We start from the raw sequence: 20,034 nt of genomic DNA, 5'->3' as shown, positions 1-20,034 counted from the left end.
GGGTGTTCCCCGGATGACGCCCGCGTGTCGCGCATCACCCCAGGTCAGGCGCGGGTGGACCGTCGCCGCAGGTCACGCGTCGCCGCGCAGCTCGGTCATCCTGGTCTCCGCCTTCGCGAGCCTCTGCCGGGCGTTGTCGGCGCGGCGCCGCGCCCGCTCGGCGGCCGTCGCGGCCTCCTGCTCGGCCTTCTGCGCCTGCCGCAGCTCGGCGCGCACGGCCGCGCTGCGCTCCTCGCGCTCCTCCAGCACCCGTTCGGCCTCGGTGACGGTGGCGTCCGCCTTGCGGACGTCCTCGCGGGCGGCGGTGATGTCGTCGCGGGCCTGGGCGAGCTGCCGCTCCCGGCGCTGCTCGCGGCGCGGGGCCAGGTCGTCGGGCACCGGCGCGGCGCCCGCCCGCGACGGCCCGAACCCGGACCGCTCGGCCGGCTTCACGAGGCGGCCGGCGCGGATGCGGGCCGCCAGCACGGCGTCGGCCAACGCCGAGGTCAGCGTGGCGCGCACCTGCTGGACGGCGTCCGGGCCGAGCGGTCGCCCGGACTGCTCGGCCAGCTCCTCCGCCCGCCGCACCAGCCCGCCCAGCACGGCCCGCCGCCGCGTCCCCAGCTCCCGCAGCGCGCCGCCGCGCAGCTCCTCCTGGGCGGTGCGCAGCTCGTCGCCCAGGGCCACCGCGCCGGCCAGGTCGGTCGGGGCCTCGCGGGCCAGCAGGTTGAGCGCCCACGCGGACGCGGTCGGCTTGCGCAGCGCCCCGATCTGCCTGGCCAGCGCCCGGTCGCCCCGGTCGGCGGCGAGCCGGGCGTGGGCGTCCCTGGCCGCGACGAACTCCGCCGGCGGCAGGGCGTACAGCTCGTCGGCGACCCGGTCGATCGGTTCGGCGTCCACGGTGCCGACCAGTGTGCTCGCCATCGCGCCGATGTGCGATTTGTTACCGATTTCCGACGCACGTCACCGGTTCACCGTTGACAGTGTTTGACATTCCGGCCGGTCGGCTCTTGACTGGACGTGTCGCGCCCGTTCCCGAGTCGTGCGGCACTTCTCGCGCGTTCGCGCAATAGCCTGAACAGTCCAATTAGGACTTCCGTATGGGGCTGTTCGTCCTATTGCCCGGCGTGACCCGGGGAGATGTGCTTGCGCCTATCTTTCCCCACGAAGGGTTTGCGCCGTGATCAACTCAGGAAGCCGGTGGAGACACCGCACCAGTGCGGCCCTGCTGGCCGCCGTGCTGGGCACCACTGGGTTCGGCTTCGCCGCCGCTCCGGCACTCGCGCAGGAAGCGCCCACCACCGCGCCCGCGCCCGCCGACAAGCAACTCGACAAGCAGGACCTGGAGCTCCTCGCCGAGGCCGAGAAGGCCGGCAAGGACAACGTCACGCTCCTGGTAGCCGCCGAAGAGGGCAAGCTGGACTCCGCCGCCAACGACCTCAAGGCCCTCGGCGGTGTCGTCGAGAAGACCGAGGCCGACGTCGACTACCTCAAGGTGTCGGTGCCCCGCGCCAACGCCGAGAAGGCGGCGAAGCTGGCCTCCGTGAACGCGGTGGACGTCGACGGGCTCGTCGAGCTCGACGACCCCAAGCCGGAGGGCGCGACCACCCCGCTGCCGCAGCCGGCGCCGGGCGCGAAGACGCCCAAGAAGAACCCGTACATGCCGACGCAGGACACCAACGCGGCGCAGTTCACGGACCAGAACCCCAAGTGGGACGGTCGCGGCACCACCATCGCGATCATGGACTCCGGCATCGACCTGGACCACCCGGCGCTGGCCACCACCACGACCGGTGAGCGCAAGATCGTCGACTGGTACAACGCGAACGCCACGAACTCCGGCGACGGCACGTGGGTGCAGGTCGCGGGTCGGTTCACCGGCACGTTCACCAGCGGCGGCGCCACCTACAAGGCCCCGACCGCCGGCGGCCCCTACAGCTTCGGCCTGTTCCGCGAGTCCTCGGGCGACCTGGGCCTGGCGGCCAGCGAGACCGGCGGCGACATCAACCGCGACGGTGACCGCGTGGACGCGTTCGGCGTCCTGCAGGACGTCACCACCAAGGAAGTCCGCGTGGACGTGGACGGTGACGGCGACTTCACCGACCAGACCGCGATGATCGACTACAAGTACAAGAAGGACGTCGGCCACTTCGGCGTCGACAACCCGTCGACCCCGGTGCTCGACACCATCGCCTTCGTCGTGCAGACCGACCGGTCGATCTACGACAACGCGGGCACCGCGTACGTCAACATCGGCATCTCGGCCCAGCACGGCACGCACGTCGCGGGCATCACCGCCGCCAACAAGATGTTCGGCGGCAAGATGACCGGCGCGGCCCCCGGCGCGAAGCTGATGGCCGTCAAGGTCTGCCTCACCACCCCGTCGTGCACCAACAGCGGCCTGATCGACGGCCTGCTGTACGCGGCGCGCAACGGCGCCGACGTCGTCAACATCTCCATCGGCGGCCTGCCGGCGCTCAACGACGGCAACAACGCGCGGTCCGAGCTCTACAACCGCACCATCGCCGAGTACAACATCCAGGTGTTCATCTCCGCCGGCAACAGCGGCGCGGGCGCGAACACCGTCGGCGACCCGTCGGTGACCACGGACGCGATGAGCGTCGGCTCGTACATCACCGCCGACACCTGGCTGTCGAACTACGGTTCGGTGACCAAGCAGAAGGAGGGCCTGCACGGCTTCTCCTCCCGCGGCCCGCGCGAGGACGGCGGCTTCAAGCCGAACATCGTCGCGCCCGGCTCGGCCATCTCCACCACCCCGCAGTGGCAGGTGCCCGGCCCCGTCGCCGGCACCTTCGAGCTGCCCCCGGGCTACGCGATGCTCAACGGCACCTCGATGGCCTCGCCGCAGGCCACCGGCGCGGCCGCGCTGCTGATCTCGGCGTACAAGGCGGAGCACGACGGGCAGCGCCCGCCGGTCGCCGAGCTGCGCAACGCCATCCAGTCCGGCGCCAAGTGGGTCTCCTCCCTCCAGGCGTACGAGCAGGGCGCTGGTCTGTTCGACACCAAGAAGGCGTGGACCCAGCTCAACGCGCACCCGAACACCCAGAACGTCACCGCCTCGGTGGCCGTGAACACGGTGCTCTCCCCGCTGCTGGCCACCCCGAACACGGGTATCGGCATCCACGACCGCGAAGGCGTCGTGATCGGCCAGGAGTACACCCGCACCTACACCCTGACCCGCACCACGGGTCCGGACCGCAACCAGCAGTTCACGGTGCGCTGGCAGGGCAACGACGGCACGTTCTCGTCGAAGTCCCTCGTCACGCTGCCGCTGAACAAGCCGGTGTCGTTCGACGTCAAGGTGAAGCCGAAGACGGCGGGCGCGCACTCGGCCGTGCTGAAGCTCGACAACGCGTCCACCCGCGGCGTCGACGCGTTCACCCTGAACACCGTCTTCGCGGCCGACGAGTTCACCGCCGCGGGCAAGTACGCGGTCACCAAGACCGGCACCATCGCCCGCAACCAGTCGAAGTCCTTCTTCGTGAAGGTGCCGGTCGGCACCAGCGCGCTGAAGGTCGACCTGGCGGCCGGCGGCGAGGCGGGCAAGGGCCAGGTCCGTTTCCTGCGCTACGACCCGTACGGCGTGCCGTTCGACACCACCTCGTCCACCAACTGCTACAACCCCGACGCGGGCGCGGGCTGCGCCGGTGGCTCGCCCACCAGCCGCACCGTCAGCAACCCCCTGCCGGGCACGTGGGAGATCGTGGTCGAGGCGCGTCGCACCTCCGACACCGGTGACGCGCCGTACTCGGTGAGCGCGTCGGTGCTGGGCACGACGGTCAGCCCGAACCCGGACACCATCCCGTCCGCCACCGCGGGCACCCCGGTGGAGCGCGCCTACACCGTCACCAACACGCTGGCCGCGTTCAACGGCCGGCTCGTGGGCGGTCCCCTGGGCAGCGCGAAGGTCGCCCGCCCGTCCATCGCGGACGGCGCGTCGCAGGTCTACGACCTGACCGTGGCGCCGGGTTCGTCGGAGCTGCGCGCGACGATCGGCGGCACCGGTGACGTGGCCGCCGACCTCGACCTGTTCGTCTACAACTGCACCACGGGCACCTGCGTGCTCGCCAAGCAGCAGGCGGACGGCGACTCCGAGGAGTCGGTGACGATCCCCAACCCGGCGGCGGGCGCCTGGCGCGTCCAGGTCGACGGCTACGAGGTGCCCGCGGGCACCACGGAGTACGACTACATCGACGTCTTCACCGCCGCGGGCCTCGGCTCGGTCGCGGTGGCCGACGCGAACGCCGACCACGTGGCCGGCTCGTCGTGGACCGTGCCGGGCACCGTCACGGCCCTGGGCCAGGCCGGTGCCGGCCGCGTGCTGCGCGGTGAGCTGACCGTGCAGACCGCGGAGGGCGCGGTCGTCGGCCGCAGCGCGGTGGTCGTGCAGAACGTCGTCTGACCGACGTCGTCCGACCGATCGACGAACGACCCGGGGCCACTCCGCACGCGCGGGGTGGCCCCGGGCCTTTTCACGGCTCCGGGTCGCCTTCTACGGCTCCGGGTCGCCTCTTACGGCTCCGGGTCGCGGTTGGACAGCGGCTGGTCCACGTCGACCTGCTTCACGCCGGACAGGGCGGGCACGTCCACGGCGAGGTCCACCGGCACGACGGCCCGCACGTGGCCGGTCGCCGCGTCCGACGCCTCCACGGTCGCGCCCAGGCGCTCCAGCGCGGCCACGACGTCCCCGGCCCGGCCCTGGTCGGTGGCGATGGTCAGGGTCACGGTGGGCACGCCGCCGGCCTTCGCCTCCGCCACCGACTCCTCGCCCCGGGGGCTCAACGAGGACGGCACCGCCACCTCCGGTGCGCTGTTCCGCGGTGCGGTGGTGAGCGGGTCGGGTGAGCCGGCCGGCGCGGGGTGCGCCCCGCAGCCCGCCAGCGCCACGCCCAGGCAGCCGACCACCAGCAGTCTTCTCATCACGCCTCCAGGACGGGACACGGCCTCACCTCGGTTGCACGGCGGGCTGCTCCGGCCCGCTGAACGCCTGCACCCGCTCCTGGCCGTCCGCGCTCTCGCCGAACACCCTGTTGTCGACCGAGCCGTTCGGCGGCTGCTCGACCACGCGACCGGCGGCCCGGGGCAGCTCGCGGACCCGCACCTGCGGCAGCGCCGAGGGGTGGTGGGACCGCAGCCACGCCACCAGGTGCTCGCGCGCGACGCACCTCAGGTCCCACAGCCGGCCCGCGTCCGAGGCGCTGACCAGCGCCCGCACCCGCACGAACGAGCCGACCGCGTCGGTCACCTGGAGCACGCACACGCGGCCGTCCCACAGGTCGGTGCCCTCCAGGGCGTGCCGCAGCTCCTGCCTCAGGTCCTCGACCGGCACCGTCCAGTCGAGGTCCAGCTCGACGGTGCCGAGCAGCGCGGACTGGGTGCGCGTCCAGTTCTCGAACGGCGTCTTCATGAAGTACGACGTGGGCAGGATGAGCCGCCGGTCGTCCCACAGGTGCACGACGACGTAGGTCAGCGTGATGTCCTCGATGCGGCCCCACTGCTTCTCCACGACCACCACGTCGTCGAGCCGCACGGCGTCGCTGAACGCGACCTGCACGCCCGCGAACACGTTGCCCAGCAGCGACTGCGCCGCCAGGGCGGCGATGGCGCCGATGACACCGGCCGAGGCCAGTATCGAGGTGCCGGCGGCGCGCGCGCTCGGGAACGTCATGAGCACCGCGGCGGCGGCGAGCACGCTCACCACGACCACGGTGACCCGCCGGACCAACGTGATCTGCGTGTGCACGCGCCGGGCGTGCCGGTTGTCGGACACGTCGACCCGGATGCGGGCGAGGGTCGCGTCCTCGATCACCACGAGCAGCGCGGCGAGCAGCCACGCGCCGGCGAGGATGAGCGCTATGCCCGTCGCGTGCAGCACGCCGGGCCGCCAGTCGCCTCGTGCGACTAATCCCAAGGAGAACTGGACGGCGACCAGGACGGCCACCGCGAGGGCGGGCTTGTGCGCGTACCGGGCGAGACCCGCGAACAGGGCGGACCGCTTGCCGATGCGGCGGACCACCCGGTGGACGAGGGTCACCACCACCAGGGCGACGAGCAGTGAGCCGGCGAAGGTCAGGACGGCTGCGAGCACGGAACGGGCACCTCCTCGTGGGCACGGGCACGTCCTGGGGTCCGTACCCACCCCGCAGTCGGTTCACCCGTTCGGGAGAGTTTCGCCACTCTTCGGCGCGGGCAGCGGGGGCCGCGCGCCCGTGCTCCTCGGCCGGCGGGACGGCGGCGACCTCGGCTACGGTGACGGGGCTTGCCGAGTTACCCGGGAGTAACTATGAGGTACGTGGAGTCCGAGGGCGCGCGGCTGGCGGTCTTCGAGCGCGGCGACCGGTCCGCGCCGACCGTCCTGCTGGTGCACGGCTTCCCCGACACGCACCGCGTGTGGGACGGCGTGGCCGACGTGCTCGCCGAGGCGTTCCACGTCGTCACCTACGACGTGCGCGGCGCCGGGGCGTCGTCCGCGCCGCGCGGGCTGGCCGCCTACCGGCTGCCGGTGCTCGCGCGCGACCTGTTCGCGGTGGCCGCCGCCGTCAGCCCGGACGAGCCGGTGCACGTCGTGGCGCACGACTGGGGCTCGATCCAGGCGTGGGAGGCGGTCACCGCGCCCGGCGCGCCCATCGCGTCCTACACGTCGCTCTCCGGGCCGTGCCTGGACCACGTCGGCCACTGGGTGCGCGAGCGCAGGACGCCCGGCCACCTCCGGCAGCTGCTGCGCTCCTGGTACGTCGTGGCGTTCCACGTGCCGGTGCTCGCGCCGCTCGTCTGGCGGCACGTCATCGGCCCGCGCTGGGCGGACGTGCTGCGGCGGGTCGAGGGCGTGTCCGTCGACGTGGCGCCGACGATCGTGCGCGACGGCGTGAACGGGATGGCGCTCTACCGGGCGAACTTCGCGCCCCGCCTCCGCTCGCCCCGCGTGCGGCGCACCGACGTGCCCGTGCAGCTCGTGCGACCGCTGCGGGACAAGTACGTGACCGACGCCGTCGTCGGGGACGTGGAGCGGTGGGCGACGACCGTGCGGCGGCGCGACCTGGACGCGGGCCACTGGGCCCCGGTCACCCACCCCCGCGCGCTGGCGGCGCTCGTCACCGAGCACGTCACGGCCTGCACGCGGTGAGGCCGGCCGCCGCGGTCTCCCGGCGGGCGACCTCGCGGCCCAGGTTCCAGGAGCGCCAGTCGTCGGCCGCGAACCGGCCGCGCATCGCGAACGCGCAGTCGCGCAGGTGGTCGGGCAGGCGCAGGACGGCGGGCACGGAGTCGTCGGACAGCCCGCTCAGGTGGGCCAGGTCGATCTTCGCGGTCCGTTCCCAGCGGTCGACGGCGCGCTCGGCGACGAACCGGTCGGGGTTGAGCGCGGCGAGGGCGAGCAGCGCGCCGAACCCGCTCGCCACCACCGCCCTGGGCAGCCACCCGCCGTCGAGCCGCACGCCCGCCGCGAGCACCAGCAGGCAGACCACGCCCAGCCACAGCTCGCAGGCGAGGACCAGCACGCGCGGCACGGTGAACCCGTACGCCTGCTGGTAGAGCCACATGCGGGCCAGCGCGCTCGCCACGATCACCAGCGTCAGCACCGCGAGCGCGCCGAGCAGGCCGCGCAGCCACCGCCGGTCGAGGTCGGTGTCCCGGTGCGCGAACCGCGCGACCAGCGCGATCACGCCCAGGGTGAGCACGGTGACCGCCAGCAGCTGCCAGAACCCGGTGCGCGCGTACCCGGCGTAGGTCAGGCCGTCCGTGGTGACGACGTGCGCGTCGCCCGCGAACAGGGCGGTGGCCTGCACGCCCGCGAACGCCGCGAACAACGCCACCAGCGCGCCCACCGGCAGCACCCAGTCCCGGCGGGCGAACCGGCGGGCCGCGGTGACCCCGCCCTCCAGGTCGACCGGCACGGCCAGCAGGTGGCACGCGCCCACCGCGACGAACCCGACCAGCAGGAACAGCACCACCGAGGACCCGTCGGCCTCGGGCGTGAGCGCGCCGAGCAGGTCCGCGAACGACTCGTCCGCCCCCGCGAGCAGCGGCACGAACACCACCAGCAGCGCGGCCGTCACCAGCACCGGCCGCGCCGCCGCCGGCGTGCCGCCGTCTCGCACCCCGCGCACCAGCCGCGGCAGGGACCGGACCGCCGCCACCGGCACCGCCACCGAGCCCAGCGCCAGCCCGCGCGCGGTCCGCCCCCCGGTGACCGCGAGCGACGCGGCAGCGCACCCGGCCACCGCGCACAGCGCGAACAGCCACTCGGCGGCGAGGAACGCGCCCACCGCGAACAGCGCCGTCGACAGCGCCGCCCAGCCGGGGCGCACCCGGCGCAGCAGGCCGAAGACCACCAGCGCGGTCAGCACCCACCCGAGGCCGGGGCGGTCCGGCGGCAGCAGCACGGCGGCCGCCACCCCGGCCACCGCCCCGGTCAGCAGAACGCGGTCGGGGGTCATCGGGTCGTCCTCCAGGGGCGTGCGGCACCGACGTCGGGGTCGTGCCGCGCGGCGGTCGGGCGGGGATCGGGAGATCAGGGGAGCGGGGGAGCGGGGGAGCGGGGGCAGGTGAGCAGGGAGTCAGGGGAGCGGGGCGGCCTCCCGGGTTGTTCCCGGGGCCGGTTCCGCGGCTGCGCCCGGGACTGCCCCCGGGGCGGTTTCCGGGGCGGTCGCCGGGAGCACGGCGCGGATGCGGCACCCCGGCCCGTCGACCACGGCGATCGTGCCGCCGTGCAGGTCGACCACCCACCGGGCGATGTTGAGGCCCAGGCCGGTGCCCCCGCCGCCGGCCCGCTCGCCCCTGGTGAAGCGCTCGAAGACCCGCTCGCGGTCCTGGGGCGCGATGCCCGGCCCGTCGTCCGCGACCTCCAGCACCAGGTCCTCGCCGACCGAGGCGGTCACCCGCACCTCGCCGCCCGCCGGGCCGTGGCGCGCGGCGTTGTCGAGCAGGTTCGCGACCACCTGCGCCAAGCGGGCCTCGTCGGCGTGGACGGTCGCGCCCGGCGGCGTGACGTCCACCGTGAACCGCACCCCCCGGGCGGCCACGGCGGCCTCCGCCACCACGTCGGCGAGCATGGGTCCCAGCGCGAACGCGGCCTTGTCCAGCCGGTGCGCGCCGGCGTCGATGCGCGACAGGTCGAGCAGTTCGGCGACCAGCCTGCCGAGCCGCTCGGTCTGCGCCAGGGCCGTGCGCATGGTCGCCGAGTCCGGCTCCACCACGCCGTCCACGACGTTCTCCAGCACGTTCTGCAACGCCGTGATGGGCGTGCGCAGCTCGTGCGACACGTTGGCGATCAGCTCGCGCCGCTGCTGGTCCGCCGCGCCGAGGTCGGCCGCCATCCGGTTGAACGCGGCGGCCAGCTCGCCGACCTCGTCGCGCGCCGTCGCCCGCACCCGCCGGCTGTAGTCGCCGCCCCGCATCGCCCGCACCGCCGCCGTCATCTCCCGCAGCGGCCGGGTCATGCCGTGCGCCAGCACCTGCGACGTGACGATGACGATGGCGATCGTGCCGATCGTCGTGTTCGTCGGCAGCCAGCCGATCCGGTACCAGAAGAACGCGAACCCGGCGGCGAACGCCGACAGCAGCAGGATGCCGATCTTGAGCTTGATCGACCGCACCGGGTCCAGCGGGCGCGGCAGCAGCTCCGCGACCGTCTCGACCGCCGACCGCAGGCTCACCGCGGCACCTCCAGCGCGTACCCGACGCCGTGCACGGTGCGGATCAGGTCCGTCCCGAGCTTGCGCCGCAGCGCCTTGACGTGGCTGTCGACCGTGCGCGTGCCGGTGCCGTCGTGCCAGCCCCACACCTCGCTGAGCAGCCGTTCCCGCGACTGCACGGCACGCGGCCGTTCGGCGAGGTGCACCAGGAGCTGGAACTCGGTCGGCGTCAGGTGCGCCTCCTCGCCGCCGCGCAGCACCCGCCGCTCCGCCAGGTCGATCTCCAGGTCGGCGAGGGAGATCCGGGCCGACGCCGCCGACGCCGCCCGCTCCACGCGCCGCAGCAGCGCGTGCACCCGGGCGGCCAGCTCGCGGATCGAGAACGGCTTGGTCAGGTAGTCGTCCGCGCCGACCGCGAGCCCCACGAGCAGGTCCGTCTCGTCGCCGCGCGCGGTCAGCATGAGCACCGGCACGGGCCGCCGCGCCTGGATGCGCCGGCACACCTCCAGCCCGTCGAAGCCGGGCAGCATGACGTCCAGCACCACCAGGTCGACGTCGCCGGCGCGGTCCACGGCGGACGGCCCGTCGTGCGCCAGGAGGACCTCGAACCCCTCGGCCCGCAGCCGGGCGGCCACCGACTCGGCGATCGTCAGGTCGTCCTCGACCACCAGAACCCGACGTGTCATGCGACCGACTCTAGGTGGGGGCCGTGGAGGCGGACGGGGAGAGTTGTGAACGTCGTGTGGAGGGCGACCACCCGTTCGGGAGCGTTTCCCGTCCCGGTCCGGCCTGGTTCGCTGGGGTGCGGGCGGGCTCCGAGGGAGGAGGACGGTCGTGCGACGTGTGCTGCTGAACGGCGTGCCGGCGCTCGTGGTCGCCTGGTGCGCGGTGGTGGTCCCGGTGGTCCCGCAGGTCGGTTCCGCGGCCGGACCCGGCGTCGAGGTCCTGGCGGTGCCGCCGGGGGCCACCGCGAGCAGGGCGGTCGCGGTCAACGACGCGGGCGTGGTCGTCGGCTCGGTCCGGGTCGACGGCCGGAACCGGCCGGTCCGCTGGTCCGCCGACGGCGTGCCGACCGAACTGGCCCTGCCCGACCGGGTCGGCGTCGTGGTCGGGGTCGACGCCGCCGGTCGCGCCTACGGCACCGCGGGGCCGCTGGCCGTCCGGTGGGGCCCGGACGGCTCGCCGACCCCGCTCGACACCCTGCCCGGCGGCCGGTACGGCCAGGTGTTCGCGGTGAACCCGGCCGGGGTGGCCGTGGGCACGGCCTCGGACGCCGGCGGCGCGTACCACGCCGTCCGCTGGGACGCCGGCGGCCGCGTCACCACCCTGCCCGGCGGCGTCCGCGCCGAGGCCGTGGACGCGGGCGGCGCGATCGCGGGCGTCGACGCCGCCGACCGGCTCGTGCGCTGGGACGACGGCGTGCCCACCGGGCCGGTGACCGTGCCCGGCAGCACCCGGACGTGGGTCGAGGCCGTGCGCGGCCCGCACGCGATCGCCCAGTTCGCCCGCGAGGACCGCACGAGCTACGCCGTGCGCTGGGACGGCGCGGGGGCGGTCGAGCTGCCCGCCACCGAGCAGGGCGTGCTGCGGGCGCTCGGCGCGGACGGCGCGGCGTACGGGTCGTGGGAGGGCAAGGCGGTGCGCTGGGACCTCGACGGCGCGCTCACCTCGCTCGACCTGCCCGACGACTACGGCGGCGGTCAGGTCGAGCTGGTCGCCGACTCGGGCGTGAAGGCGGGCATCGCCCGGGGCGGCGCCCGGCACCGCCCGGTCCGCTGGTCGTCGACGGGCGAGGTCGAGCTGCTGCCCGTGCCGGGGGCCGAGGTGCAGGGTTTCGTGGCGGGCCTCAACGCCGCCGGCGTCGTGGTCGGCGAGGTGGCGGGGCGTGCCGTGCGCTGGCCGTGACGCGGAGGGGTGACCGGTGGCCAGGAAGTCGGCGCGGTACCGCGCCGTCCACCTGGCCACCGGTTCGGCCCGTCCTCACGCCGAACCGCCGCCGTTCCCCGTCCGGTCCTGTCGCGTCCGGTTCTGTCGCGGCCCGCGGCGGGGTGAGCGCCCGCGGGCCCGGTGCCGGTCGAGCGCGACGACCGTGCCGGGGGAGGTGGGTGGTTCGTCGGGCGGGGTGGGGCTGTCGACGTCGTCCTCCGACCGGCGCTGTTCGTGCCCCTCCACGAGGGCGTGCACGGACCTGAGCGCGGCCAGCAGGTCGGGGTCGTCCTTCACCCGCTCCGCGAGGTCGAGCTTGTCGCGCCACTCGCGCCGACGCCGGGCGTTGGCGCTCTGCCGCTCCACCACGTGCTGGAGGAGGGCGAGGGGCACGGTGATCACTCGGGCGACCGCCGCGATCAGCGGCTTCAACTGCCCGCTCCGCGCCAGGACGATCAGCACGGTGCCGAGCACGCCGAGACCGGACGCGGCGAGGACGACCGCCTCCAGGGTCGGGTCGGGCGCAACCGATCCCGCCGCGGACGCGGTGGTGTTCGTGATGTCCATTCACAGCGCACAACCGAGAGCAGGCCGTGGTCGACGGGCCGCCGTTGTCCCGGCGCTGTGGGTGAACTCGGGTAGTGCTCCCTCCTCAGGGGGAATGGGGGACGGCCACCGCGGCCCTCACGGTCGAACGGGACGTCGCCCGTTCCCCGCGGGGACCTCGGCCAGCGCCGGGACAACAGCGGTCGGCCCCTCGTGCCGGGTGGCCCGGTACGAGGAGCGGGGGTGTGGCGGGTCGGAACCGGATTCCACGATCAGGGCTCCCTTCCTCGTCGCATCGGGTGGTGGCGATCGCCTCGTCGCCACCCGACGGCGAATACCGCCTCCCGCCGGGGTTGGCGGCGGGAGTTCTCCCCATCGTTCCACCCACCTGGGAAGACGGGAGAGCGGTACCGGTTCCGGAAATGGGTTTGTGATGGGCGTCACACTTAATGGGAATGCGGTTGCGCGATTGTTCCGGGCCCATCGCCGGTAATCCACATAATTGCGGAGAGGTGGGCCCCGCTCGTGCTCCGAGGGCCGGTCGGCGCCGCTGTCGGTGCCGCCGCCTAGGGTGGCCGCGTGGGCGAGGCTGTGCTGGAAGCGGTGCTGGAGAGGATCACCTTCGCCAACGAGGAGACCGGGTACACCGTCGCCCGGGTCGACACCGGGCGCGGCGGGGAGCTGGTGACCGTGGTCGGCGCGCTGCTGGGCGCGCAGCCCGGCGAGTCGATCCGGATGCGCGGCCGGTGGGGGTCGCACCCGCAGTACGGCAAGCAGTTCCACGTCGACGACTACACGACCGTGCTGCCCGCGACCATCCAGGGCATCCGCCGCTACCTCGGGTCCGGCCTGATCAAGGGCATCGGGCCGGTGCTGGCGGACCGGATCGTCACGCACTTCGGGGTCGACGCGCTCGACGTGATCGAGCACGAGCCGCAGCGGTTGGTCGAGGTGCCGAAGCTCGGCCCCAAGCGGACGAAGATGATCGCCGCCGCGTGGGAGGAGCAGAAGGCCATCAAGGAGGTCATGGTCTTCCTCCAGGGCGTCGGCGTGTCCACCTCGCTCGCCGTGCGCATCTACAAGCAGTACTCGGACAAGGCCATCGACGTCGTGCGCGAGGAGCCGTACCGGTTGGCCACGGACGTGTGGGGCATCGGGTTCCGCACCGCCGACGTGATCGCCAAGGCCGTCGGCATCCCGCACGACAGCCCGCAGCGGATCAAGGCCGGCCTCCAGTTCACGCTCGGCGAGGCCACCAACGACGGCAACTGCTACCTGCCCGAGAACGAGCTGATCGGCGCCGCCATCAAGATCCTCCAGGTCGACGCGGGCCTCGTCATCGAGTGCCTGGCCGAGCTGGTCGGCGAGGAGGGCGTGGTCCGCGAGGTCATGCCCGACGGCGAGCCCGCGATCTACCTGCTCGCGTTCCACCGCGCGGAGATCTCGCTGGCCAACCAGCTGCTGCGGCTGCTCGGCACGGACGCCGAGCGGATGCCCGCGTTCCGGCGCGTGGACTGGGCGAAAGCGTTTGCGTGGCTGGGCGCGTCCCTGGAGGACCGGCAGCGCGACGCCGTGCAGCTCGCCCTGACCCGCAAGGTCGCCGTGCTGACCGGCGGCCCGGGGTGCGGCAAGAGCTTCACGGTCCGCTCGATCGTGAAGCTGGCCGCGGCGAAGGGCGCTCGCGTGGTGCTGGCCGCGCCGACCGGTCGCGCGGCCAAGCGGCTGACCGAGCTGACCGGGCACGAGGCGAGCACCGTGCACCGGCTGCTGGAGCTGAAGCCGGGCGGTGACGCCGCCTACGACCGCGACCGACCGCTGGACGCCGACCTCGTCGTGGTCGACGAGGCGTCCATGCTGGACCTGCTGCTGGCGAACAAGCTGGTCAAGGCCGTCGCGCCGGGCGCGCACCTGCTGCTCGTCGGCGACGTCGACCAGCTGCCGTCCGTCGGCGCGGGCGAGGTGCTGCGCGACGTGCTCGCCGAGGGCGGCCCCGTGCCGAACGTCCGCCTCACGCACATCTTCCGCCAGGCGCAGCAGTCCGGCGTGGTGACCAACGCGCACCGCATCAACGCCGGCGACTACCCGATCGTGCAAGGCATGCCGGACTTCTTCCTGTTCCCCGTCGAGGAGGCCGAGGAGGCCGCCGCGCTGGTCGTGGACGTCGTCGCGAACCGCATCCCGCGCAAGTTCGGCCTGAAGGCGCGCACCGACGTGCAGGTGCTCGCGCCGATGCACCGGGGTCCGGCGGGCGCGGGCGGGCTGAACGCGCTGCTCCAGGAGGCGCTGACGCCGTCCACGCCGGGGCTGCCCGAGCGCCGGTTCGGCGGCCGGGTGTTCCGGGTGGGCGACAAGGTCACCCAGATGCGCAACAACTACGACAAGAACGTGTTCAACGGGACGCTGGGCATCGTCACGGCGATAGACGACGTGGAGCAGAAGTTGACCGTTCGGACCGACGAGGAAGAGGACGTGGACTACGAGTTCGGGGAGCTGGACGAGCTGACCCACGCCTACGCCATGACGATTCACCGCTCACAGGGCAGTGAGTACCCGTGCGTCGTCGTCCCAATCACCACGAGCGCGTGGATGATGCTCCAGCGCAACCTGCTCTACACGGCGGTGACCCGGGCGAAGAAGCTCGTCGTCCTGGTGGGTTCCCGGAAGGCCATCGGTCAAGCGGTCCGGACGGTGGGCGCGGGCCGCCGGCACACCGCCCTCGCCCACCGCCTGTCCCACCGGCTCTAGGAGCCCCGGCTCCCGGGGGAGCCGGGGACCCCGCCCGGTCAGCGCATCGGGAACGCCACGTCGCACACCTCGTCGTCCGGCCCGGCGGCGGCGAAGTCGGCGAAGTAGACCTCGCGCGGCGACCCCGCGATCGCGTGGCCGTTCCCCTCCAGCCACGCGGCGACCGCGTCGAACGCCGACAGGACCTGCGGGAACACCACGTGCGCCTTCGGCAGGCGCGCGTACGCCTCGCGGTGCGCCTCCTCCACGCGGTGCGCCGCCGTCACCGCCGCCTCGCCCGGCGCGATCGGGAAGCACAGCTCGACCGGTCCGTCGCTGTCCTCGTTGACCTCGCCGTGGTAGACGACGTACGGCGCGCCCGCCGCGCCACCGTACGGCGCCGCCGCCTCCTCCGCCCGGCTCATCGCCGCGCCGATCCACCCCACCAGCTCCGGCTGCCGCAGGTGCCGCTGCTCGGTGAGCACGACCTGCGCCGCCACGTCCCGCTGACTGATCTCGTACATGTCCGACAACCCCTCGCCTCCGGTCAACACGACGCGGAGGTGCGCGGCGAGCCCGCGCTGCACGGCCACCCGGTGCTCGACCCCGTCCCAGTACTCGGCGACCAGGTCGGACCGGCGGTCCCCGGGCGCGGCCACGATCGTGGCCACCACGGCCAGCGGCATGTCCAGCCGCCGCAGCAGGGCCACCAGGCGCGCCTGCGCCAACTGGTCCTCGGCGTACCGCCGGTAGCCGTTGGCCGGGTCGACCGACGCCGGTCGGAGCAGCCCTTGCCGCTCGTAGAGCCGCAGCGCCTTCACCGACAGCCGCGAACGCCGGGAGAACTCCCCGATGCCCAACGGCCGCGTCCCCGGCGTGCCCGTCCCGGGCGTGTCCGTCCCCGGCGTGCTCGTCCCCGGCGTGCTCGTCCCCGACAGCCGCGTCCCCGGCAGCTTCGCCACCCGCACATCCTCCACGCCGGAGACCGTGCCGACTGCCCCTGGGGCCGGGTCAAGCCCCGCCCCGCGACTCGTCGGACCGGGGGCGGCGCGGCGCGCCGGCGCCTACTGCCGGTAGCCCTCCACGGTGCCGGGGGAGCGGGGCTCGGCCCCGTCCGGGTCCAGGCCCGCCGCGCGGCGGGCGCGGCGCTGGCGCAGGAGGTCCCACGTCTGGTCGAGGGCGACTTCGAGGTCGCGCAGCCGGCGGGCGTCACCGTCGCTCAGGCCCTCGCCGACGCGCGAGCCCTCCAGCCGGTGCTCCTCGTCCACCAGTGCGGTGATGCGCGCGACGAGTTCTTCGTCAGTCACGTCTCCTCCTCCATCCGGACCAAGATCGGGGTACCTCTCGCCCAACGGCCGAAACACGACGTCCACCGCACGGGCGGACGGTGGTGGGAATGACCGGTCGGCGGGTGTGCAACGGGCCGGTTGTGCCCCATCCTCCGATCACCCTGCCTAGGAGGAAACACCGTGAAGTCGACAAGACGTTCACTGCTGGCACTGGCCACGGCCGGTGTCGTCGGGCTGGCGGTCGTCACCGCCGGCCCCACGACCGCGGGCCCCGCACCCGGGGTCACCGAGGCCCAGGCGCAGTCCCAGGGCGCGCCCACCTACGTCTACAAGGTCCACGCCCCGCTCGGGAAGGCCGCCCAGGACCTGCTCGGGCGCGGCTTCGACGTGCTGGAGGACCGCGACGGCGAGCACCTGTTCGTCCTCGGCGACCCCACCACCGGGGCGAGCCTGAAGACGGCCGGGTTCAGCGCCGTGGTCGACGAGGTGCTGCCGGCCCCGCAGTGGCAGCCGCCGGCGAAGAAGTCGCAGTCGCCCACCTTCGAGGCCGCCGACATCAACGAGACCTACTACGGCGGCTACCGCACGATCAACGCCCACTGGTCGCACCTGGACCTGGTCGCCCAGAACCACCCGGCGCTGACCTCGGTCGTCGACTACGGCGACTCGTGGAAGAAGACGCAGGGCGCGGGCGGCTACGACCTGCGCGCCGTCTGCATCACCAAGAAGAACGCGGGCGACTGCGCGCTGAGCCCCACCGCGCCCAAGCCGCGGTTCTTCGTGATGGGCCAGCTGCACGCCCGCGAGCTGACCACCGGTGACGTGGCGTGGCGGTGGATCGACCACCTGACCCAGGGCTACGGCACGGACGCCGAGGTCACCGCGCTGCTCGACACCACCGAGGTGTGGGTGGTGCCGATCGCCAACCCCGACGGCGTGAACATCGTGCAGCAGGGCGGCAACTCGCCGCGCTACCAGCGCAAGAACGCGAACACCACGAACGGGTCGGGCTGCTCGGGCACGTCGTCGTCGCAGATCGGCGTCGACCTCAACCGCAACACCGACTCCCACTGGGGCGGCGAGGGCACGTCGTCCAACCCGTGCGACCAGACCTACAAGGGGCCGAGCGCGAACTCCGAGGTCGAGACGCGGGCGTTGCAGGCGCTGTGGCGCAACCTGTACCGGGACCGGCGCGGCACGGGCGTCACCGACGCGGCCCCGACCGACACCACCGGCGTGGTCGTCTCCATGCACAGCTACTCGAACCTGGTGCTGTTCCCGTGGGGCTGGACGACCCAGTACAAGACGGGCAACGACGCCCCGCTGCGCACGATGGCGCGCGAGCTGGCCGGCCTGGCCGGCGGCTGGCAGTACGGGCAGCCGGGCGAGGTGCTCTACAACGCGGCGGGCGCGACCGACGACTGGGTGTACGACGACCTGGGCGTCGCCTCGTTCGTGTGGGAGATCGGTCCGTCGTCGGGCACCTGCTCGGGCTTCTTCCCGGCCTACTCGTGCCAGGCGTCGACCTTCTGGCCGAAGGTCAAGCCGATGCTGATGTACTCGGCGAAGAAGGCGACCGCCCCGTACGGCGGCACCCCGCCCACCGGCTGCGCGAAGGCCACCAACGACGTCGACGTGGCCATCCCGGACAACGGCGCGGCCGTGACCAGCACCATCACCGTCGCCGGGTGCACGGGCAACGCCTCGTCCACCTCGCAGGTGGAGGTGCACGCCGTGCACACCTACCGCGGTGACCTGGTGATCGACCTCGTCGCGCCGGACGGCACGTCGTACCGGCTGAAGTCGTCCAACAGCGACTCCGGCGACAACATCGACACCACCTACACGGCGAACGTCTCCGCCGAGGCGCGCAACGGCAACTGGCAGCTGCGCGTGCAGGACGTCTACTCGGCCGACACCGGTTACCTGAATTCGTGGAGCCTCACCCTGTAGGGCTCCCACGAGGTTCACCGGATTCGCGGGGAACGCACCGGGAGGGCCTGCGGTCGACCAGGCCGAGCGGGTCCGAGGTGACGCACGAGGCGTCGGGGGTGGTCGTGGCCCGCGCCACGGCGTTGCCGCCGAGCACCAGCGCGCCGGTCCGGGAACGCCGAAGGGCCCCTGCGGGGGGAGAGAAACCGCAGGGGCCCTTCGGGTGCCGCTCGCGAGGGCGGCTCCGGGGTGTTACTTCAGGCCGTTGCTGATCGCGGTGATCAGCTCGCCGTTGGAGGTGTCGCCGTCGAGCGACCAGAAGAACGCGCCGCCGAGGCCCTGGCTCTTGGACCAGGACATCTTGCCGCCGATGGTGGCGGGGGTGTCGTAGCTCCACCAGTTGTTGCCGCAGAACGCGTACGCGGTGCCCGCGACGGTGCCGGTGGCCGGGCAGGTGTTCTTCAGGACCTTGTAGTCCTCGATGCCCGCCTCGTACGTGCCGGGGGCCGCGCCGGTCGCCGTGCCGCCGGGGGCGGCCTGGGTGACGCCGGTCCAGCCGCGGCCGTAGAAGCCGATGCCGAGCAGCAGCTTGGCCGCCGGGACGCCCTTGCTCTTGAGCTTCTGGATCGCCGCGTCGGAGTTGAAGCCCTGCTGCGGGATGCCGGTGTAGGAGGTGAGCGGGGAGTGCGGGGCCGTCGGGCCCTGGGCGTTGAACGCGCCGAAGTAGTCGTAGGTCATGACGTTGTACCAGTCGAGGTACTGCGAGGCGCCGCCGTAGTCGGCCGCGTCGATCTTGCCGCCGTTGGAGCCGTCCGCCGTGATGGCGGCGGTGACCAGGTAGTTGGCGCCGAAGCGGGTGCGCAGGGCCTGCGAGACCGTCTTCATCGAGCTGAAGCCGGAGGTGTCGCAGGTCAGGCCGCAGGCGTTCGGGTACTCCCAGTCGATGTCGATGCCGTCGAACACGTCCGCCCAGCGCGGGTCCTCGACGAGCTTGTAGCAGGACTCGGCGAACGCGGCCGGGTTCTGCGCGGCCTGGCCGAAGCCGCCGGACCAGGTCCAGCCGCCGAACGACCACAGCACCTTGATGTGCGGGTACATCTTCTTCAGCTTGCGGAGCTGGTTGAACGACCCGCGCAGGGCGCCGGTGTCCCAGGTGTCCGCGACGCCGTCGACGGAGTTCGCGGCGGTGTAGGCCATGTCGTGGTCGGCGTAGGCGTCACCGATGGTGCACTGGCCGTTCTGCACGTTGCCGAACGCGTAGTTGATGTGCGTCAGCTTCGCGGCCGAGCCGGAGGTGTGGATGTTCTTCACGAAGTACTGGCGGCCGTAGACGCCCCACTGGGTGAAGTAGCCCAGGTTCTTCTTGCCGCCGGGCTGCTGGGTGCCGGTGGTCGTGGTGGTGGTCGGACCCGTGGTGGTGGTCGTCGTGGTCGTCGTCGTGGTGGTGGTGGTCGTGGTGGTCGTCGTCGGGTTGGTCCCGCCGGCGTCGCACGACGCGCCGTTCAGCTTGCAGTTGGTCGGGGCGGAGTACGCGCCCGAGTAGGTCACGTTGAAGCCGAAGCTCACCGAGCCGCCGACGCCCACGCTGCCGTTCCAGGTCGGCTTCACGGTGACGTGCTGGCCGCTGGTGGTCTGGCTGCCGTCCCAGACGGAGGTGACCTTGGCGCCGGAGGGGAGGTCGAACTCGACCGTCCAGGTGCTCAGGGAGGCACTGGAGCCGTTGCGGATCGTGTACTTGCCCTCGTACCCGGTGCCCCAGTCCGAGCCCTTCGTGAAGGTCGCGGAGACACCGCCCGCGCCGCTCGCGGCCGGGGCGACGACCAGGCCCACCGCCAACGTGGCGACCGCTACGGCCGCCGCTGTGACATGCCATCGGATCTTGGACATCGTGCTCCTCGTCAGGAAAGGAGTGCAGGGTGGATGTCACCATGTGGTTCAGACCACTTCACGGTCAAGGTCTAGACCATTGCCGTCACTCGAACGGA

15 protein-coding genes are annotated in these 20,034 nt (G+C 73.2%); 5 read left to right on the top strand and 10 right to left on the bottom strand.

Annotation, left to right across the window (positions count from 1 at the left end; translation table 11 throughout):
- Positions 1-72 precede the first annotated feature (72 nt).
- Positions 73-903, bottom strand: coding sequence for a hypothetical protein (locus ACRAKJ_RS37190; RefSeq protein WP_438924665.1), 831 nt, complete (start codon positions 901-903; stop codon positions 73-75).
- A 256-nt stretch (positions 904-1,159) separates the two neighbouring features.
- On the opposite strand from ACRAKJ_RS37190, the gene ACRAKJ_RS37185 reads away from it, so the two are divergent.
- The gene (locus tag ACRAKJ_RS37185) at positions 1,160-4,402 is read left to right on the top strand and encodes a S8 family serine peptidase (protein ID WP_438924666.1); all 3,243 of its coding nucleotides are present in this window, start codon (positions 1,160-1,162) and stop codon (positions 4,400-4,402) included.
- Between the two features lie 110 nt (positions 4,403-4,512).
- Here the strand turns inward: ACRAKJ_RS37185 and ACRAKJ_RS37180 are convergent, their stop codons facing one another.
- Together ACRAKJ_RS37180 and ACRAKJ_RS37175 are read right to left on the bottom strand one after the other, a co-directional pair.
- The gene (locus ACRAKJ_RS37180) at positions 4,513-4,920 is read right to left on the bottom strand and encodes a hypothetical protein (RefSeq protein WP_438924667.1); all 408 of its coding nucleotides are present in this window, start codon (positions 4,918-4,920) and stop codon (positions 4,513-4,515) included.
- 25 nt (positions 4,921-4,945) lie between these two features.
- Positions 4,946-6,088 carry a mechanosensitive ion channel domain-containing protein gene (locus ACRAKJ_RS37175; protein ID WP_438924668.1) on the bottom strand — a complete coding sequence of 381 codons (1,143 nt, stop codon included), beginning with the start codon at positions 6,086-6,088 and terminating at the stop codon, positions 4,946-4,948.
- Between the two features lie 195 nt (positions 6,089-6,283).
- Between ACRAKJ_RS37175 and ACRAKJ_RS37170 the strand changes: the two genes are divergently transcribed.
- Entirely contained in the window at positions 6,284-7,123 is an 840-nt protein-coding gene (locus ACRAKJ_RS37170; protein ID WP_438924669.1) for an alpha/beta fold hydrolase, read from the top strand.
- On the opposite strand, the gene ACRAKJ_RS37165 is transcribed toward ACRAKJ_RS37170, so the two are convergent.
- The 3 genes from ACRAKJ_RS37165 to ACRAKJ_RS37155 form a co-directional block, all read right to left on the bottom strand.
- A complete protein-coding gene (locus ACRAKJ_RS37165; protein WP_438924670.1) occupies positions 7,104-8,435 on the bottom strand; it encodes a DUF4153 domain-containing protein in 1,332 nt (443 codons plus the stop codon). The genes ACRAKJ_RS37170 and ACRAKJ_RS37165 overlap by 20 nt on opposite strands.
- A gap of 120 nt (positions 8,436-8,555) precedes the next feature.
- Positions 8,556-9,653 (bottom strand): ATP-binding protein, encoded by a 1,098-nt coding sequence (locus tag ACRAKJ_RS37160; RefSeq protein ID WP_438924671.1) that lies wholly within the window; start codon positions 9,651-9,653, stop codon positions 8,556-8,558.
- A complete protein-coding gene (locus ACRAKJ_RS37155) occupies positions 9,650-10,318 on the bottom strand; it encodes a response regulator (protein WP_438924672.1) in 669 nt (222 codons plus the stop codon). The genes ACRAKJ_RS37160 and ACRAKJ_RS37155 overlap by 4 nt, the downstream gene beginning before the upstream one ends.
- A 148-nt stretch (positions 10,319-10,466) precedes the next feature.
- Between ACRAKJ_RS37155 and ACRAKJ_RS37150 the strand changes: the two genes are divergently transcribed.
- Entirely contained in the window at positions 10,467-11,537 is a 1,071-nt protein-coding gene (locus tag ACRAKJ_RS37150; RefSeq protein WP_438924673.1) for a hypothetical protein, read from the top strand.
- 75 nt (positions 11,538-11,612) lie between these two features.
- On the opposite strand, the gene ACRAKJ_RS37145 is transcribed toward ACRAKJ_RS37150, so the two are convergent.
- Positions 11,613-12,125, bottom strand: a complete 513-nt coding sequence (locus ACRAKJ_RS37145) for a hypothetical protein (RefSeq protein ID WP_438924674.1) — start codon at positions 12,123-12,125, stop codon at positions 11,613-11,615.
- Between the two features lie 558 nt (positions 12,126-12,683).
- Between ACRAKJ_RS37145 and recD2 the strand changes: the two genes are divergently transcribed.
- The gene (recD2, locus tag ACRAKJ_RS37140; protein ID WP_438924675.1) at positions 12,684-14,849 is read left to right on the top strand and encodes an SF1B family DNA helicase RecD2; all 2,166 of its coding nucleotides are present in this window, start codon (positions 12,684-12,686) and stop codon (positions 14,847-14,849) included.
- Positions 14,850-14,887: 38 nt separating this feature from the next.
- On the opposite strand, the gene ACRAKJ_RS37135 is transcribed toward recD2, so the two are convergent.
- Entirely contained in the window at positions 14,888-15,805 is a 918-nt protein-coding gene (locus ACRAKJ_RS37135) for a MerR family DNA-binding transcriptional regulator (protein WP_438924676.1), read from the bottom strand.
- Positions 15,806-15,892: 87 nt separating this feature from the next.
- The gene (locus ACRAKJ_RS37130) at positions 15,893-16,135 is read right to left on the bottom strand and encodes a DUF2630 family protein (protein ID WP_438924677.1); all 243 of its coding nucleotides are present in this window, start codon (positions 16,133-16,135) and stop codon (positions 15,893-15,895) included.
- 162 nt (positions 16,136-16,297) lie between these two features.
- On the opposite strand from ACRAKJ_RS37130, the gene ACRAKJ_RS37125 reads away from it, so the two are divergent.
- The gene (locus ACRAKJ_RS37125) at positions 16,298-18,070 is read left to right on the top strand and encodes a M14 family zinc carboxypeptidase (RefSeq protein WP_438924678.1); all 1,773 of its coding nucleotides are present in this window, start codon (positions 16,298-16,300) and stop codon (positions 18,068-18,070) included.
- A 231-nt stretch (positions 18,071-18,301) separates the two neighbouring features.
- Here the strand turns inward: ACRAKJ_RS37125 and ACRAKJ_RS37120 are convergent, their stop codons facing one another.
- Positions 18,302-19,936: a glycosyl hydrolase family 18 protein gene (locus ACRAKJ_RS37120; protein WP_438924679.1), complete on the bottom strand. Its 1,635-nt coding sequence runs from the start codon at positions 19,934-19,936 to the stop codon at positions 18,302-18,304.
- Positions 19,937-20,034: the final 98 nt, after the last annotated feature.

Source organism: Saccharothrix sp. DSM 118769 (genome assembly GCF_052936295.1).
This window is presented reverse-complemented; position numbering and strand designations above follow the sequence as displayed.

Bases quoted from the DNA above. Each gene is read 5' to 3' on its own strand.
- ACRAKJ_RS37190 (WP_438924665.1), bottom strand. From the start codon at position 903: ATGGCGAGCACACTGGTCGGCACCGTGGACGCCGAACCGATCGACCGG.
- ACRAKJ_RS37180 (WP_438924667.1), bottom strand. From the start codon at position 4,920: ATGAGAAGACTGCTGGTGGTCGGCTGCCTGGGCGTGGCGCTGGCGGGC.
- ACRAKJ_RS37170 (WP_438924669.1), top strand. From the start codon at position 6,284: ATGAGGTACGTGGAGTCCGAGGGCGCGCGGCTGGCGGTCTTCGAGCGC.
- ACRAKJ_RS37165 (WP_438924670.1), bottom strand. From the start codon at position 8,435: ATGACCCCCGACCGCGTTCTGCTGACCGGGGCGGTGGCCGGGGTGGCG.
- ACRAKJ_RS37155 (WP_438924672.1), bottom strand. From the start codon at position 10,318: ATGACACGTCGGGTTCTGGTGGTCGAGGACGACCTGACGATCGCCGAG.
- ACRAKJ_RS37145 (WP_438924674.1), bottom strand. From the start codon at position 12,125: ATGGACATCACGAACACCACCGCGTCCGCGGCGGGATCGGTTGCGCCC.
- ACRAKJ_RS37120 (WP_438924679.1), bottom strand. From the start codon at position 19,936: ATGTCCAAGATCCGATGGCATGTCACAGCGGCGGCCGTAGCGGTCGCC.